Raw genomic sequence first — 16532 nt, 5'->3', positions numbered from 1 at the left:
TTCGTATATTTGTTGATTGAAAGAACAGTTCAATACTTAATCATTTATTAATAATAAATTTTATGAAAACCAATCTAAGCTCTCAAATCACTCTCAACAGAGTCTCCCCCAGGTACTATAGACCTGAGAATGCATTTGAACGGTCGGTATTGACCCGACTGGAAAAAATCCCGACAGATATTTATGAGTCTGCGGAAGAAGGCGCCAACCAGATTGCCCTTGACATTGCACAGTTAATCCGTGACAAGCAAAAGGCGGGACGTTTCTGTGTCTTGGCACTGGCAGGCGGTAACTCTCCGCGCAATGTATATGCAGACTTGGTACGTATGCACCAGGAAGAGGGATTAAGTTTCCGCAACGTAGTCATATTCAACCTCTACGAATATTATCCATTAGCTCCCAATGCCATCAACAGCAACTTCAACGCATTGAAGGAAATGCTGATAGACCATGTGGACATTGACAAACAGAATGTTTTCACCCCCGACAGCACCATCGCCAAAGACGCCATCTTTGAATATTGCCGTCTTTACGAGCAGCGCATTGAAAGTTTCGGTGGCTTAGACATCGCTTTGCTGGGCATTGGCCGTGTAGGTAATATAGGTTTCAATGAACCGGGTTCACGCCTGAACTCTACCACTCGTCTGATATTGCTGGACAACGACTCCCGCAATGAAGCTTCCAAGATGTTCGGTAGCATTGAAAATACCCCCATCAGCTCCATCACCATGGGAGTAGCCACCATCCTCTCGGCAAAGAAAATATATCTGCTGGCATGGGGTGAGGAGAAAGCGCAAAAGGTGAAAGAATGCGTTGAAGGTCCGGTAACAGATACTATCCCTGCATCTTATCTGCAGACTCACAACAATGCACATGTAGCTATCGACTTGTCTGCCGCCGCCAATTTGACGCGTATCCAACGCCCCTGGCTGGTAACCTCCTGCGAATGGAACGACAAGCTCATCCGCAGTGCCATCGTCTGGTTGTGCCAACTCACCGGAAAACCCATTCTGAAACTGACCAACAAGGACTACAACGAAAACGGTCTGAGCGAACTGCTGGCATTGTTCGGCTCAGCCTATAACGTGAACATCAAGATATTCAATGACCTGCAACATACCATCACCGGATGGCCGGGCGGCAAGCCGAATGCTGACGACACCTATCGTCCTGAGCGTGCAAAGCCCTATCCAAAACGTGTGGTCGTATTTTCTCCGCATCCCGATGATGACGTTATCTCCATGGGAGGCACCATCCGTCGTCTGGTAGAGCAGAAACATGACGTGCATGTGGCTTACGAAACTTCCGGTAACATTGCCGTAGGCGATGAAGAAGTTATCCGCTTCCTGCACTTCATCAACGGGTTCAACCAAATCTTCAACAACAGCGAAGACCAGGTCATCAATGACAAATATACTGAAATCCGTAAATACTTGAAGGAGAAGAAAGACGGTGACATGGATACACGCGACATCTTGACCATCAAGGGACTGATTCGCCGTGGCGAGGCACGCACTGCATGTACATACAATAATATCCCTCTGGATCACTGTCATTTCCTTGACCTGCCATTCTACGAAACGGGCAAGATACAGAAGAATCCTATCAGCGAAGCAGACGTGGAAATTGTACGCAACCTATTGCGTGAAGTGAAACCCCATCAGATTTTCGTTGCCGGCGACCTGGCCGACCCGCACGGCACACACCGTGTTTGTACGGACGCCGTATTTGCCGCCATTGACTTGGAAAAAGAAGAAGGTGCCAAATGGTTGAAGGAATGCCGCATCTGGATGTACCGCGGTGCATGGGCCGAATGGGAAATCGAAAACATCGAGATGGCTGTGCCCATCAGCCCGGAAGAACTGCGTGCCAAGCGTAACTCTATCCTGAAGCATCAATCGCAGATGGAAAGCGCACCGTTCCTGGGCAATGACGAACGTCTGTTCTGGCAACGCAGCGAGGACCGTAACCGCGGAACAGCTGCCTTGTATGACAGCCTCGGACTTGCTTCCTATGAGGCGATGGAAGCCTTTGTGGAATACATTCCGCTATAAACGGATAAAATATTAACAATAGGATGAGATGTATTGCTCCGGCAATGCATCTCATTTTTTCATGTCTCAGCCTTCTTATATTCCCAAGGAATATTTGCAGATATAAAAACAATCAAATAATTTTGTTACTTATTTATCGAAACGACAAAACTTAAAAACAAACACCATTATGAAAAAGTATGCTATCAACATCCTTGTCATTTTATTCCTACTCACGCCATTTACATTGTTTGCAAATGGATACCATGCCAATAACGACACCATCAAAGTATTGGCAATAGGCAACAGCTTTTCACAAGATGCAGTAGAGCAATATTTGCACGAACTGGGAGAAGCTGAAGGTATCACCATGATTATCGGCAATATGTTTATCGGAGGATGTTCACTGGAACGGCACGTGCAAAACATACGCAACAACGCTCCGGCCTATGCCTATCGCAAAGTAGAGAAAGACGGGGAAAAAACAGAAACCCGGTCAATGACTATTGAGAAAGCACTGGCCGATGAGAAATGGGACTATATCAGTGTTCAGCAGGCCAGCCCTTTGTCTGGTATCTATGACAGCTACAAAGCTTCCCTACCTGAATTGGTTAACTATATCAGGGAACGAATTGGAAAGGAAACCGTATTAATGGTGCACCAGACATGGGCTTATGCTACCAATGCCAACCACACCGGATTCAAAAACTATGACCAGAACCAAATGAAAATGTACACCAGCATTGTGGATGCAGTAAAGAAAGCCGCCAACCTGGTGGGTATCAAGAAAATTATCCCTTCGGGAACCGCCATACAAAATGCACGTACCTCCTTTATCGGCGACCATATGAATAGGGACGGATACCACCTTGACTTAACCATAGGCAGATATACAGCTGCCTGCACATGGTTTGAGGCATTGACCCATCAGAATGTAACAGAAAACCCATATTCTCCCGAAGGAATGGACCCAATCCATAAGAAAGCAGCTCAAATGGCTGCGCACAACGCCATCCTCTATCCGGACAAAGTTACGGAACTGACAGAACTGAAAAAGATTGCCGATTAATGCTTTTTAATTCTTAAGACTTACTTATATGTCTGCAAAATAATAAAAAGAAAGTAACCCGCTCATCAGTGAAGCTTTCTTTTATGTACTTTTGCACGCACCACCGTCTGGTAAAAGCAGATATTGGCAACTTCAATATTTCATCAGTATGAAAAAACTTATCCTAACCGGCATATGGCTCTTGTGTGGATTCCTCCTTCCGGCACAAGAACTAGAGCAGAATGTGGAAGAACGCCTCCAGACATTCTTTAGGGAATACACCACCCATACGGCCAACATCGGTACCTGCAAGCTGGATAGTTTCCGCATTGACTTCCGGAAGAAGAAATTGCTTGTCTATACAAACGAGCGCTTTGCCTACCAGCCTCTACGGCCTGAAACCGTTGATGCCATTTACCGCCATCTGGGACAAATCCTGCCAGGACCGGTGAACTATTTCGACCTCACCGTCTTTGCTGACGGGAAGAGCATCGAAGAGCTTATCCCCAACCTCTACCGGAAAGGGAAGAAAGACAAGGCACGTCTGTTCAGCCACCTGGAATACAAAGGTACCCCCTGGGTAACCCGTACCTCGCGCCCCTACGACATCACCCGCGGACTGGAAGGACGCCACATCGCCCTTTGGCAAAGCCACGGGAAATATTATATCAATGACAAGGACAAATGGGGATGGCAACGCCCGAGGCTGTTCTGCACTACAGAAGACCAGTTCACCCAATCCTTCATCCTGCCCTACCTCCTGCCCATGCTAGAGAATGCAGGAGCCAATGTATTCACTCCCCGCGAAAGGGACACGCAGAAGCAGGAAGTCATCGTAGACAATGACGGTAGCCTGAGCGGACATGGAGGACAAGGTTCCCTTTATCTGGACGTGAAAAGCCGGAAAGCACGTTGGGAACAGACCTCCCGACCCGGATTTGCCCAACGGAAACGAGTCTATCAAGACAATGAAAACCCTTTCCTCTCCGGCACGGCACGCTTTGCCAAAACTGAAAAGAAGAAAGACAAGGCTTTTGCCGAATGGGTACCCGATATTCCGGAAACGGGAGAATATGCTGTATACGTATCTTACCAAACACTGCCGGGCAGCGTAAGCGATGCCAAATATCTTGTATTTCACAATGGAGGCGTCACGGAGTTCAAGGTGAACCAGCAAATAGGAAGCGGCACATGGGTGTACCTCGGCACATTCACTTTTGACAAAGGCCGGAACGACTACGGCATGGTGGTATTGAGCAACGAAAGCAAAGAGAAAGGCGTGGTCTGTGCCGATGCCGTCCGCTTTGGAGGGGGCATGGGCAACATTGCCCGCGGGGGACAAACCAGCGGCTTGCCCAGATACCTGGAAGGCGCACGCTACTTTGCCCAATGGGCAGGTATGCCCTATCCCGTCTATGGAGGCTATGAGGGAAAGAATGATATGAACGACGACATCAACGTACGTTCCCGTACAGTGAATTACCTTGCAGGAAAATCACTATCCAACCCAACGGAAGAAGGTTTGGGCATCCCCTTTGAAATGAGTATGGCCCTGCATAGCGATGCCGGTTTCAGTAAGGAAGATGAGATTATAGGCACTCTCGGCATTTATACCACCAACTTCAACAACGGCCGACTGCATGCCGGTACAGACCGCCATGCCTCCCGTGACCTTTCGGACATTCTGCTAACGCAGTTGCAGCGTGATATCCGCTCTACCTTCAACGTAGACTGGACACGCCGCAGCCTATGGAACCGCAACTACAGTGAAACACGCCTGCCCGCCGTCCCTTCCACCATCGTAGAACTGTTGTCGCACCAGAACTTCGCAGATATGCGCTTGGGACATGACCCTAACTTCAAGTTCACCGTCGGGCGTGCGCTCTATAAAGCCATTCTGCAATACATATGCAGCCAGCACGGCAAAGACTACGTTGTCCAACCCCTTCCCGTCAGCCACTTTGCCATCCGCTTCGGTCAAAAGAAGAATACTTTAGAGCTTTCCTGGCAAGGAGAGGAAGACCCGTTGGAGCCGACTGCCAAGCCACGTGAATACATTGTATATACACGTATCGGTCGTGGAGGATTTGACAATGGCGTACGCGTCAGCTCCCCATCCCATACCGTAAAAATAGAACCGGGCATCGTCTATTCCTTTAAAGTAACCGCTGTAAACCGGGGTGGCGAAAGCTTCCCTTCGGAAATTCTTGCCGCCTACAAGGCAAAGCGTGAAAAAGGACAGATACTTATCGTCAACGGATTCGACCGCATCAGCGGGCCTGCCGTTATAGACACCCCCGATGCGGCAGGCTTCGACCTGTCACAAGATCCCGGCGTACCCTATCTCTATGACATCTCCCTCTGCGGCGCCCAGCAGAATTTCAGCCGAAAGGAAGCAGGACGACGTCTGGGAGAGAGCAGTGACGAATACGAAGGCATGAAAATCATCGGAAACACTTTCGATTACCCCTTCGTACATGGCAAAGCCATCCAGGCAGCCGGAAATTACAGCTTCGTCTCATGCAGCGACGAGGCTGTGGAAAAGGGCATCCTCTCATTGGAGGATTATCCGATAGTGGACTATATCCTCGGACTTGAGAAAGAAGACAATTCCAGCAATCCGGCACGCAATACCTACTACAAAACATTCTCCTCGCCCATGCAGCGCATACTGACTTCCTATTGCCAGTCGGGAGGTCATCTCCTGGTCAGCGGTGCTTACGTAGGCACCGATATGGACAGCTCGCAGGGCAATAAAGAATTTATTCAGAATATCTTGAAGTACCGGCATGGCAACTCTCTGAAAACAGACGGGGACAAAATCGCTGTCCGGGGACTGGGGCATACCTTCACCCTTCCCCGCCTGCCGAATGAGCAAAGCTATCCGGTCACTTCCCCTGATTGCATCCTGCCCATGTCTCCCGCTTTTCCAGTCATGACCTATGCCATCGGCAACACACCCGCCGCCGTAGCCTATCAAGGCAGTGATTATCGCACTTTTGTCATGGGATTCCCTTTTGAAAGCATCCGGGAAGAAACATCCAGAAATGTAATTATGGCATCCATACTCCGCTTTCTCACCACAGATTACACAGATTAACACAGACAAAATAGCAATCCCTATAAATAATCTGTGAAAATCTGTGTAATCTGTAGTGAAAAAACTATCTTTGCTTCCATTAATCATTAAACATTAACCACTAAACATTAAACATCATGTACACTATACAAGCCAACCCCAGCGGAACCCGTAGTTTAGAAGTTTCTGAAGAGAATCTTGCCACCATCGAGAAATACGGCCTCTTCCGCCATCTCATCGACAGCAACGGTATTGTGGACGAAACCGTGCTCGACAAGTTGAAACTGAACATCCGCTCCCTCATCGCCTCGCAAGAGGAAGACAGCAAAGACCTGCTCGACCTCTGTATCGACGTTATCTATCACAACAACATGAAGGCCTTCGGACTACAACAGCTCATCAAGCTCTATCTGCAATGGCTTTCCCAACAAGACACCATAGAAGAAGAATAAATGAAAACCATCGACACCTGCGGACAACAGCATTACAGCCCTTTAATCCCTGCCATCAAAGCCATGTGCGAGGCCGGAAAAGGCGAGAAGCTGGAAATCATCATGGACGACGCTGCTGCCTTCAATGACATGAAAGAGTATCTTTCCGAGCAGCAGATAGGCTTCCGTGAGATTTACGACGGAGAACGGATGACATTACAGTTTTTAATGTGCAAATGAAAGAATATCGCCTTACAGACTGGCTTCCTACTACCAAGAAAGAAGTGGAACTGCGTGGTTGGGACGAATTGGATGTAATACTTTTCAGCGGTGACGCCTACGTGGATCACCCTTCTTTTGGAGCCGCCGTCATAGGCCGCATCCTCGAAGCAGAAGGATTGCGCGTAGCCATCATCCCCCAACCCAACTGGCGCGACGACTTGCGCGACTTCAAAAAACTGGGACGTCCCCGTCTGTTCTTCGGCATCAGTCCCGGCTGTATGGATTCGATGGTCAACAAATATACTGCCAACAAACGCTTGCGCAGTGATGACGCCTATACCCCGGATGCACGTCCGGATATGCGTCCGGAGTACCCTTCCATTGTATATACCCAGATATTAAAGAAGCTATTCCCCGATGTCCCCGTCGTACTGGGCGGCATCGAGGCAAGCATGCGCCGCCTGACGCACTATGACTATTGGCAGGACCGTGTACGCCCCAGCATCCTCCTCGACAGCGGAGCCGACTCACTCATCTACGGTATGGGAGAGAAACCGGTGGTGGAACTTGCGGAAAGGCTGAAACGCCAACAGACACAGATGGACGCCCCAAGCTTCAAAAAGCTCATCGCCGATATTCCCCAAATGGTTTACCTTGACAAGGAAGTAGTGGTACAAGAAGGGGATATCACCCTCTTTTCCCATGAAGAATGTCTGAAAGATAAAAAGAAAGAAGCTGCCAACTTCCGTCATATCGAGGAGGAAAGCAACAAATATACAGCATCCCGCATCTTGCAAAAGAGCGGCAAGCTGACGGTAGTAGTCAATCCTCCCTATCCCCCTTTGACGGAAGCTGAACTCGACCGTTCTTTCGACTTGCCATACACGCGCCTGCCCCATCCCAAATACAAGGGAAAACGTATTCCGGCATACGACATGATAAAGTTCTCCGTCAACCTGCATCGCGGATGTTTCGGAGGATGTGCCTTCTGCACCATCTCCGCACACCAGGGCAAATTCATCGTAAGCCGCAGCAAGGAGAGCATTCTGAAAGAGGTGAAAGCCATCACGGAGCTGCCAGACTTCAAGGGTTATTTGAGCGATTTGGGAGGCCCGTCGGCCAATATGTACCGCATGAAGGGACGGGATGAGGCCGTCTGCAGGAAATGCAAACGCCCGTCGTGCATCTACCCCAAGGTATGCCCCAACCTGAATACGGACCACCGTCCGCTGCTCGACATCTATCATGCCGTAGATGCCCTGCCCGGCATCAAGAAGTCCTTCATTGGCAGCGGTATACGCTATGACCTGCTGCTGCACCAGAGCAAGGACCCGAACACTAACAAAAGTACGCAGGAATATACCCGCGAACTCATTGCCCGCCATGTCAGCGGTCGCCTGAAGGTAGCACCGGAGCATACGTCAGACCGCGTGCTCAACATCATGCGCAAGCCTCCGTTCAGCCAGTTCGGTGAGTTTAAGAAGATATTCGACAGGATTAACCATGAAGAAGGACTACGCCAGCAGCTTATTCCTTATTTCATCAGCAGCCATCCCGGATGCAAGGAGGAAGATATGGCGGAACTTGCCGTCATCACCAAGCGACTGGACTTCCATCTGGAGCAAGTGCAAGACTTTACCCCTACTCCCATGACCGTTGCCACCGAAGCATGGTACACGGGCTTCCATCCTTATACGCTGGAACCGGTATTCAGTGCCAAAACGCAGCGCGAGAAACTGGCTCAACGCCAATTCTTCTTCTGGTACAAACCCGAAGAGCGCAGGAACATCATAAACGAACTGCGCCGGATAGGACGGACGGATTTGATAGACAAGCTATACGGGAAACGATAAAAATACGATATTTCCAAGAAACTCACAGCAACTGCATGAAACGATTCCTCCTCCTCTGCCTATCCCTACTCCCCATTGGAGCGACAGGTCTGCTGGCACAAAGCGAATGCCTGCCGCAAAATTACAGTATCATCTTCGGTGGCGGTGTATCCTTACCTCATGTAGAGGGAAACCGTAATGACTTCTTCAGCAAGAATGGCAACCGGGTGGGATATGACCTGATGACAGAAGGCCGCTACTACATCACGCCCCTATTTGCCGCAGGACTTCAATATGACTATCTACGCATGGCACGCCTGCCGGATAAGGCACATCTGCACTGCATACGCCCCAACATCACATACCGGCCCTTGTGGAGCAACGGGAATCAAGGACTGTTCCTCTCGTTCGGCATCGGGTATATGAACTATCAGGAACGGACATATAAACGCGGTGAACGGAACGGACACCTTTTCCATAAAGGATATTGTGGAATAACTTTCGCAGCAGGCTATGAGTTCCGCATCAGCCGTAAACTCTCGGGTATGATTCGCTGTGATTTCCTGACAGCAGACTGGTTTGCCAACCCCGATGCACGACTTTATAACACAGACGGGTATGATGACGGAGTAGACCATAGCTGGTTCAAAAACAACATCACTTTCTTCAATTTGGGATTCGCCTTGCAGTTCGGACGTTAGTGGCAGGAGTGGCAACAGTTACTCCTCCACCTGCATTGCCACTACCTCCTGCAACACACAGACAGCTTCTTCCACCGTCCTGACATCCTTCACCAGCATACTCCGTTTGTTGTTCTGTTCGCGCAGGTCACAACGCCGGGTGTACTTCATCATGTAGGCAATGACCTTGCCGAATGCCTGGCTCTGATAATACGGGCTATCCGGATTGGAGACGAAGAACAGGGACATGCGCCCACCTTTCAGAAAGACTTTTTCCACCCCGAGCCGAGCAGCCAGGCGGCGCAAGGGAACGATGCGCAGCAACTCTTCCGTTTCGGGAGGAATCGGACCGAAGCGGTCTTCGAGGCGGGTACGGAAAACATCCACATCCTTGTCGAGTGTCAATCCGTCCAACTCGCGATAAAGCAACATACGTTCGCTGCTGCCGGTCACGTAATCGGCAGGCAACAGAAGTTCGAGGTCACTTTCCACCTGGCATTCGTCGACAAACTGTTCTCCACTGATGACGCCTCCGTCTGCTTTCAGTTCTTCGGCATAAAGGTCGGCAAACTCGTCGGTCTTCAGTTCGTGCACAGCTTCGGAGAGAATCTTTTGATACGTCTCGTAGCCTAGGTCGGCAATGAAACCACTCTGTTCGGCACCGAGCATATTGCCTGCGCCACGGATGTCAAGGTCCTGCATGGCAATGTGGATGCCACTGCCCAGGTCGGAGAAGTTCTCGATGGCTTGCAGGCGTCGTTTTGCTTCGGGAGTAAGGGAGGACAAAGGCGGTGCCAGCAGGTAACAGAAAGCTTTTTTATTGCTCCGCCCCACACGTCCGCGCATCTGGTGCAAGTCACTGAGGCCGAAGTTCTGCGCCTGGTTGATGATAATGGTATTGGCATTGGGTATGTCGATGCCACTTTCGATGATGGTAGTGGCAAGCAGCACATCGTAATCGTAATTGACGAAATCAAAGATTATCTTCTCCAGTTCGGCAGGCTCCATCTGTCCGTGTCCGATACAGACACGGCAGTCGGGAATGTGCCGCTCTATCATGGCCTTCAACTCAACCAGATTGGAAATACGGTTATTCACGAAGAATACCTGCCCGTTACGGCTCATCTCAAAATTGACGGCGTCGGCAATGATTTCCTCGTTGAAGGTGTGCACTTCCGTCTGGATGGGATAGCGGTTAGGCGGCGGTGTCTGGATGACGCTCAAGTCGCGCGCACCCATCAGCGAAAACTGCAAGGTACGGGGAATGGGTGTAGCCGTCATGGTCAGCGTATCCACATTCACCTTCAATTGGCGGAGTTTCTCCTTGACGGAGACGCCGAACTTCTGCTCCTCATCAATAATCAACAAACCAAGGTCTTTGAACTTAACGTCTTTTCCCAGGATACGGTGGGTACCGATAAGAATATTCACTTCCCCTTCGGCAAGCCCTTTCACTACAGCCTTTGCCTGAACAGCGGTGCGGGCACGACTCAGATACTCCACCCGGCAAGGCAAGCCTTTCAAGCGCTCCTTGAAGGTCTGGAAATGCTGATAGGCAAGTACGGTAGTGGGCACCAGTACAGCCACCTGCTTATTGTCCGCCACAGCCTTGAAAGCGGCACGAACAGCCACCTCCGTCTTGCCGAAGCCCACGTCACCGCACACCAGGCGGTCCATCGGACGGGCACTCTCCATGTCGGCCTTCACGTCGGAAGTAGCCTTGCTTTGGTCGGGGGTATCCTCATAGATGAAGGAGGCTTCCAACTCCCGTTGCAGGAAGCTGTCGGAACTGTATTGGAACCCCTTCTCCTCGCGGCGTTGCGAGTAGAGTTTTATCAAGTCGCGGGCAATATCCTTTATCTTCGTCTTGGTGCGGTCTTTCAGCTTCTCCCAAGCTCCGGTGCCGAGCTTGTTGAGGCGGGGCGCTTCACCCTCCTTTCCCTTGTACTTGGAAACCTTGTGCAGAGAGTGGATGGAGACAAACACCACATCTTCGTTCTGATAGACAATCTTCATCACCTCCTGCGTGGTGTCACCGTTGGGGATACGTACCAGTCCGGCAAAACGCCCCACACCGTGGTCGGTATGCACCACATAGTCGCCGGGGGTGAATTGGTTCAGCTCCTTCAGGCTCAAGGCCACCTTGCCGCTGCGTGCCTTGTCGCTCTTCAAGTTATACTTGTGAAAGCGGTCGAACAGCTGATGGTCGGTAAAAATACAGATACGTAAAGTGTCGTCGGCAAAGCCTTCGTGCAGTGTCCGTTCCACGGCGGTAAAGGATATGTTGTCTCCACGGTCCTCAAAGATGGCACGGATGCGGTCGGTCTGTTTCAGGCTGTCGCTGCATATGTAGATGGTGTAGTGACGGGAGAGGTATTCGCGGAAACTCTCCGCCACCATGTCGAAGTTTTTATGGAAGATAGGCTGTACCGTAGTATGGAACGAGATGGTAGCATCCGGCGTTCCGGTGGGCTTGTTGCCGAACTCCATCCGGCGGAAATCGAGGGCGCGCAGGGTGAACTCGCCACCATCAATCAGCTTGCCTTCCAGCGTGATGGCTCCATTCTCCTCCGACTCACGGGCGGCGATGGCCTGTGGGGTAAGCGATTCGTCGTGCACGGTCTGGATGCGTTCGCGTAGCCAGAGAAAATCGCGCATGGCAAGCAAGCTGTCCGACGGAAGGAAATCGAGGAACGACACCATGCCGCCGCTTCCCTTTTTTTCCAGGCTATGGCTCAAGTCGGGAACTATCACGATGCTTTCTTTCTTCTCTTTCGAGAGCTGTGTTTCCACCTCGAAGGTACGGACGCTTTCCACCTCATCGCCGAAAAAGTCTATACGGAAGGGATATTCGGAAGAGAAGGAAAAGACGTCGATAATACTGCCACGAACGGCATACTGCCCCGGCTCGTAGACGTAGTCCACATATTCGAAACCGTAGCTGCGCAATACGTCCGTCACGAAGTTCATATCCACCCTCTCGCCTGCATGCAGTTTCAGTGTATTCTCTCCCAGTTCCTTACGAGAGACCACCTTTTCGGCCAGCGCATCCGGATAGGTCACCACGCAAAGCCCCTCTTCTCCTTTTTGCAGGCGACTCAGCACTTCTGTACGGAGTATTTCGTTTGCCGCATCCTTCTGCCCGTACTTGATGGCGCGGCGGAACGAAGAAGGAAAAAACAATACCTGCTCTGTCCCCAATATCTGCGTCAAATCATGATAGAAATAACCGGCTTCCTCCATATCGCCCAGAATGAAAACGAGCGGACAAGTAGCCCGCTGAACCAATACAGACGAAAACAAAGAAGCGGCAGAGGCATATAAACCTCCGCAATATAGGTGACGGACAGAGTTATCTTTCAGAAGCCTGCACACCCCCTCTACATTGGGATGGGAAGCATAAGATTGTTGCAGTTCAGTTATATTCATTGCTTTGCGCTTTTTCCCCCGGTATTGCCTCTCATAAGGTATCCTACCGAAATAAATTCGGTGCAAAAATACACAAATAATCTTTAGCTTTGACCTGTCGGCAACTATGTTCTCTGAAATAATCTTTCTGCTGTCAGCCTGCACATCCTTCACCTTTTTTCTGTATCGCCCTATTTATCGGGGAAGGCAATGAAACTTCTTTTCCTCCAATTATGAATAACACAGCCTGCACAATCCCTATTCAGGAGTTATGTTACACAAAGTTTATCCCCAGCCTGCGGACATGTATCCCAGGGGTTGGTCTGTCTATCCCAAGGCTTGGGATAGACAGACCAAGACTGAAGAGCACTTTTTCTCCCTATATCTACCCACTTTATCCTTTATACTTCGAAAGTTTTTCTTTAATAGTTTGAATGTTTTCTGTTAATGATTGAAACGGGAATAGCTAAAGATTGAGGCTAAAGTTCAAAGTCAAGCATATGGTTCTTTGATTTAACCTGCATTCCTTATAGTCAGGAGTTAGAAGGAGCTACATAAATGAAAGAGTCGTGGTGCCAGAACTTTGCAAAATCAAGATTTGTGTGAAAATGCTGCCAGATAAAAAAGAAATGTATTACATTTGTTCCCAGTTATAACCCCCATTACCTATAAGTATGCAAACATCAGACAGCATTGTCATCATCCCCACCTACAATGAACGGGAGAATATAGAAAATATCATCCGTGCCGTTTTTGCTCTGAAACATGGTTTTCACATCCTTGTCATTGAAGACGGTTCGCCCGACGGAACGGCTGCCATTGTAAAGACCTTGCAGCAGGAGTTTCCTGAACGCCTCTTCATGGTGGAGCGCAAAGGAAAGCTGGGATTGGGAACAGCCTATATAGCCGGCTTTAAGTGGGCATTGCAACGAGGTTATGAGTATATCTTCGAAATGGATGCCGACTTCAGCCACAATCCCCAAGACCTGCCGCGACTCTACCGCGCCTGCTCCGAAGAGGGTGCCGATGTAGCCATCGGTTCACGTTATGTGAGTGGTGTGAACGTAGTGAACTGGCCCATGGGACGTGTACTGATGTCTTATTTTGCCTCCAAGTATGTGCGCTTCATCACCGGGCTGCCCATCCACGACACTACAGCCGGATTTGTATGTTACCGCCGCCGGGTATTGGAGACCATCAATCTGGACGGTATCCGCTTCAAAGGATACGCCTTCCAGATAGAAATGAAATTCACCGCCTACAAATGTGGCTTCAAGGTAAAGGAAGTGCCTGTCATCTTCATTAATCGCGAACTGGGCACCTCCAAAATGAACAGCAGTATTTTTGGTGAAGCCGTATTCGGAGTGATTCGGTTGAAATGGAACAGTTGGTTCCATAAATATCCTACCGTAGATAAGGAGATGAAGTGATGGGTGATAGAGTGATAGGGGTTTACTACAAATATTAGGAAGATATGAAAAGAATATTGATACATAACGCTACGATTGTCAACGAAGGACAATCCGTGAAAGGTTCCATAGTGATAGAAGACGGGCGCATTGCAGAGGTACTGACCAACTGGAAACCGCTCTCCGCCCCTTGTGACGAGACCATAGATGCCACCGGATGCTATCTGTTGCCTGGCATCATCGACGACCATGTACATTTTCGCGATCCCGGGCTGACCCACAAAGCGGACATCCTCACCGAAAGCCGTGCGGCTGCCGCAGGTGGTGTGACCTCCATCATGGATATGCCCAATACAAATCCGGTGACCACTACGCTGGATGCCTTGAACGCCAAACTTGATTTGCTGAACGAGAAGTGTATCGTAAACCATTCTTGCTACTTCGGCGCAACAAACGACAATTACAGCGAATTCGGCAAGCTGGACAAGCACCGCGTCTGCGGTATCAAGCTATTCATGGGTTCCAGTACCGGAAACATGCTGGTAGACAAGATGAACAGCCTGCTGAACATCTTCAACGGTACAGACATGCTGATTGCCGCCCACTGCGAAGACCAGGAAACCATCAAGAACAATATTGCCAAGTATAAGGAAATGTTTGCCGGAGAGAATGATATTCCCATAGGCAAGCATCCCTACATCCGCTCCTCGGCAGCATGCTATGCATCTTCTGAGCTGGCAGTACGGCTGGCAAGGATTGCCGGTGCACGGCTGCATATTCTGCATGTGTCCACAGCCAAGGAACTGCAACTGTTCAATGACTATTCACTTTCCGAGAAGCATATCACCGCCGAAGCATGCGTTGCCCATCTCCTCTTCACGCTCAGTGACTATCGCACGTTGGGCACACGTATCAAGTGCAATCCTGCCATTAAGAAGCAAGCCGACCGCGATGCCCTGCGTGCAGCCGTCAACTCCGGCCTGATAGACGTTATAGCCACCGACCATGCGCCCCATCTGCTCTCCGAAAAAGAAGGAGGTGCCTTGAAGGCCATGTCCGGCATGCCGATGATACAGTTCTCACTTGTCAGCATGCTGCAACTGGTGGATGAGGGAGTATTCACACTCGAAACCATCGTTGAAAAAATGTGCCATGCTCCCGCACAAATTTACCGCATCAACGAGCGCGGCTATATCCGTGAAGGTTACCGGGCAGACCTTGTGCTGGTACGCCCCGATACCCCGTGGGAAGTGACAGCCGACAAAGTTTTGAGCAAATGCGGCTGGAGCCCATTGGAAGGACATACCTTCAACTGGAAAGTGGAAAGGACTTTTGCCAACGGACATCCCGTTTATAGCGACGGCATGGTGGACGATGCTTATCGTGGCGAGGAACTGAGATTTGGGGAGTGAAGGCTAGGAATTAAGGATTAGGGATTAAGGATTAAATGGGATGAAAAGGACAATACTGGCACCGGGGCATGAATTGCTTTCGTATCGGATTCATGAAGTAACCCCTTACATCAACTGGATTTATTTCTTCCATGCCTGGGGCTTCCAGCCTCGCTTTGCGGCTATTGCCAACATCCATGGCTGCGATTCCTGCCGTGCACTTTGGCTGACGACCTTTCCCGAGGAGGAACGTACCAAAGCTTCCGAAGCCATGCAGCTCTTCAAGGAAGCCAATAGAATGCTCGACCGACTGGACGAAACAATCTCCATCCATTGCATCTTCAGGCTTTGCCAGGCAAATGCAGACGGAGATAACCTCTTGATAGAAGGAACAACCTTCCCTCTGCTCCGACAGCAGACACCACAACCCGATGGCGGTCCATTTCTCTGTCTGAGTGATTTTGTACGTCCCCTCTCTTCAGGCACGCCCGACATCGTAGGGCTTTTCGCCTCTACCATCAGTGAAGAGGCCGAAGAGACTTACAAGAACGACCCTTACAAACATCTCCTTGTACAAACCTTGAACGACCGCCTCGCCGAAGCCGCCACAGAAAAGATGCACGAATATGTCCGCAAGGAGGCTTGGGGCTATGCCCCCGACGAATCCTTGTCCATTCCGGATTTGTTGGTCGAGAAGTACCAAGGCATCCGCCCCGCTGTGGGATACCCCTCCCTACCCGACCAATCCGTGAATTTCCTGCTGGACGAACTGCTCGGCATGAAACAGATAGGCATCACGCTGACTGAACATGGAGCCATGCATCCTCACTCCTCCGTCTGCGGCATGATGCTGGCACATCCCGCATCCCGATACTTTGCAGTGGGCAAGATTGGAGAAGACCAGCTGGACGACTACGCCCGCCGCCGGGGAATGCCAATAGGGGATATGCGGAAGTTTTTAGCCACTACAATATGAATAATGTGCTAATGTGCCTATAT

General features: G+C 50.1%; 11 protein-coding genes. 10 read left to right on the top strand and 1 reads right to left on the bottom strand.

What is annotated here, in order from left to right; genetic code table 11:
• Positions 1–62: 62 nt before the first annotated feature.
• The 7 genes from DXD78_RS02170 to DXD78_RS02140 all read left to right on the top strand — a co-directional run bounded on the left by DXD78_RS02170 (position 63) and on the right by DXD78_RS02140 (position 9346).
• Positions 63–2054: a glucosamine-6-phosphate deaminase gene (locus tag DXD78_RS02170; RefSeq protein WP_005826674.1), complete on the top strand. Its 1992-nt coding sequence runs from the start codon at positions 63–65 to the stop codon at positions 2052–2054.
• A gap of 169 nt (positions 2055–2223) precedes the next feature.
• A complete protein-coding gene (locus DXD78_RS02165) occupies positions 2224–3102 on the top strand; it encodes a DUF4886 domain-containing protein (protein ID WP_009036812.1) in 879 nt (292 codons plus the stop codon).
• Between the two features lie 148 nt (positions 3103–3250).
• Entirely contained in the window at positions 3251–6181 is a 2931-nt protein-coding gene (locus tag DXD78_RS02160) for a xanthan lyase (protein WP_009036811.1), read from the top strand.
• A 116-nt stretch (positions 6182–6297) separates the two neighbouring features.
• Positions 6298–6612: a hypothetical protein gene (locus DXD78_RS02155; protein WP_009036810.1), complete on the top strand. Its 315-nt coding sequence runs from the start codon at positions 6298–6300 to the stop codon at positions 6610–6612.
• On the top strand, positions 6613–6831 hold the full coding sequence (locus tag DXD78_RS02150) for a sulfurtransferase TusA family protein (protein ID WP_005826683.1): 219 nt from the start codon (positions 6613–6615) through the stop codon (positions 6829–6831).
• Positions 6828–8666: a YgiQ family radical SAM protein gene (locus tag DXD78_RS02145; protein ID WP_009036809.1), complete on the top strand. Its 1839-nt coding sequence runs from the start codon at positions 6828–6830 to the stop codon at positions 8664–8666. Before DXD78_RS02150 ends, DXD78_RS02145 begins: the two co-directional genes overlap by 4 nt.
• Positions 8667–8701: 35 nt before the next feature.
• Complete coding sequence (locus DXD78_RS02140; protein ID WP_005826687.1) at positions 8702–9346, top strand: hypothetical protein; 645 nt, start codon at positions 8702–8704, stop codon at positions 9344–9346.
• Positions 9347–9364: 18 nt separating this feature from the next.
• Here DXD78_RS02140 and mfd read toward each other — a convergent pair whose 3' ends face one another.
• Positions 9365–12754 (bottom strand): transcription-repair coupling factor, encoded by a 3390-nt coding sequence (mfd, locus tag DXD78_RS02135; protein WP_009036808.1) that lies wholly within the window; start codon positions 12752–12754, stop codon positions 9365–9367.
• Positions 12755–13407: 653 nt separating this feature from the next.
• On the opposite strand from mfd, the gene DXD78_RS02130 reads away from it, so the two are divergent.
• Genes DXD78_RS02130 through DXD78_RS02120 form a run of 3 tightly spaced genes read left to right on the top strand, consistent with a single transcriptional unit; the run spans position 13408 to position 16509 of the window.
• On the top strand, positions 13408–14163 hold the full coding sequence (locus DXD78_RS02130; protein ID WP_005826694.1) for a polyprenol monophosphomannose synthase: 756 nt from the start codon (positions 13408–13410) through the stop codon (positions 14161–14163).
• Between the two features lie 44 nt (positions 14164–14207).
• Entirely contained in the window at positions 14208–15554 is a 1347-nt protein-coding gene (locus tag DXD78_RS02125) for a dihydroorotase (RefSeq protein WP_009036807.1), read from the top strand.
• A gap of 40 nt (positions 15555–15594) precedes the next feature.
• The gene (locus DXD78_RS02120; RefSeq protein ID WP_009036806.1) at positions 15595–16509 is read left to right on the top strand and encodes a vitamin B12 dependent-methionine synthase activation domain-containing protein; all 915 of its coding nucleotides are present in this window, start codon (positions 15595–15597) and stop codon (positions 16507–16509) included.
• Positions 16510–16532 lie beyond the last annotated feature (23 nt).

The sequence above is a fragment of the Bacteroides sp. D20 genome (genome assembly GCF_003436255.1).
Lineage (GTDB): Bacteria > Bacteroidota > Bacteroidia > Bacteroidales > Bacteroidaceae > Bacteroides > Bacteroides uniformis.
Note: the sequence above shows the minus strand (reverse complement) of the source record. Positions and strands in the feature narration are given on the sequence as shown.

Bases quoted from the DNA above. Each gene is read 5' to 3' on its own strand.
- DXD78_RS02165 (WP_009036812.1), top strand. From the start codon at position 2,224: ATGAAAAAGTATGCTATCAACATCCTTGTCATTTTATTCCTACTCACG.
- DXD78_RS02125 (WP_009036807.1), top strand. From the start codon at position 14,208: ATGAAAAGAATATTGATACATAACGCTACGATTGTCAACGAAGGACAA.
- DXD78_RS02170 (WP_005826674.1), top strand. From the start codon at position 63: ATGAAAACCAATCTAAGCTCTCAAATCACTCTCAACAGAGTCTCCCCC.
- DXD78_RS02155 (WP_009036810.1), top strand. From the start codon at position 6,298: ATGTACACTATACAAGCCAACCCCAGCGGAACCCGTAGTTTAGAAGTT.
- DXD78_RS02150 (WP_005826683.1), top strand. From the start codon at position 6,613: ATGAAAACCATCGACACCTGCGGACAACAGCATTACAGCCCTTTAATC.
- DXD78_RS02140 (WP_005826687.1), top strand. From the start codon at position 8,702: ATGAAACGATTCCTCCTCCTCTGCCTATCCCTACTCCCCATTGGAGCG.
- mfd (WP_009036808.1), bottom strand. From the start codon at position 12,754: ATGAATATAACTGAACTGCAACAATCTTATGCTTCCCATCCCAATGTA.
- DXD78_RS02145 (WP_009036809.1), top strand. From the start codon at position 6,828: ATGAAAGAATATCGCCTTACAGACTGGCTTCCTACTACCAAGAAAGAA.
- DXD78_RS02120 (WP_009036806.1), top strand. From the start codon at position 15,595: ATGAAAAGGACAATACTGGCACCGGGGCATGAATTGCTTTCGTATCGG.
- DXD78_RS02130 (WP_005826694.1), top strand. From the start codon at position 13,408: ATGCAAACATCAGACAGCATTGTCATCATCCCCACCTACAATGAACGG.
- DXD78_RS02160 (WP_009036811.1), top strand. From the start codon at position 3,251: ATGAAAAAACTTATCCTAACCGGCATATGGCTCTTGTGTGGATTCCTC.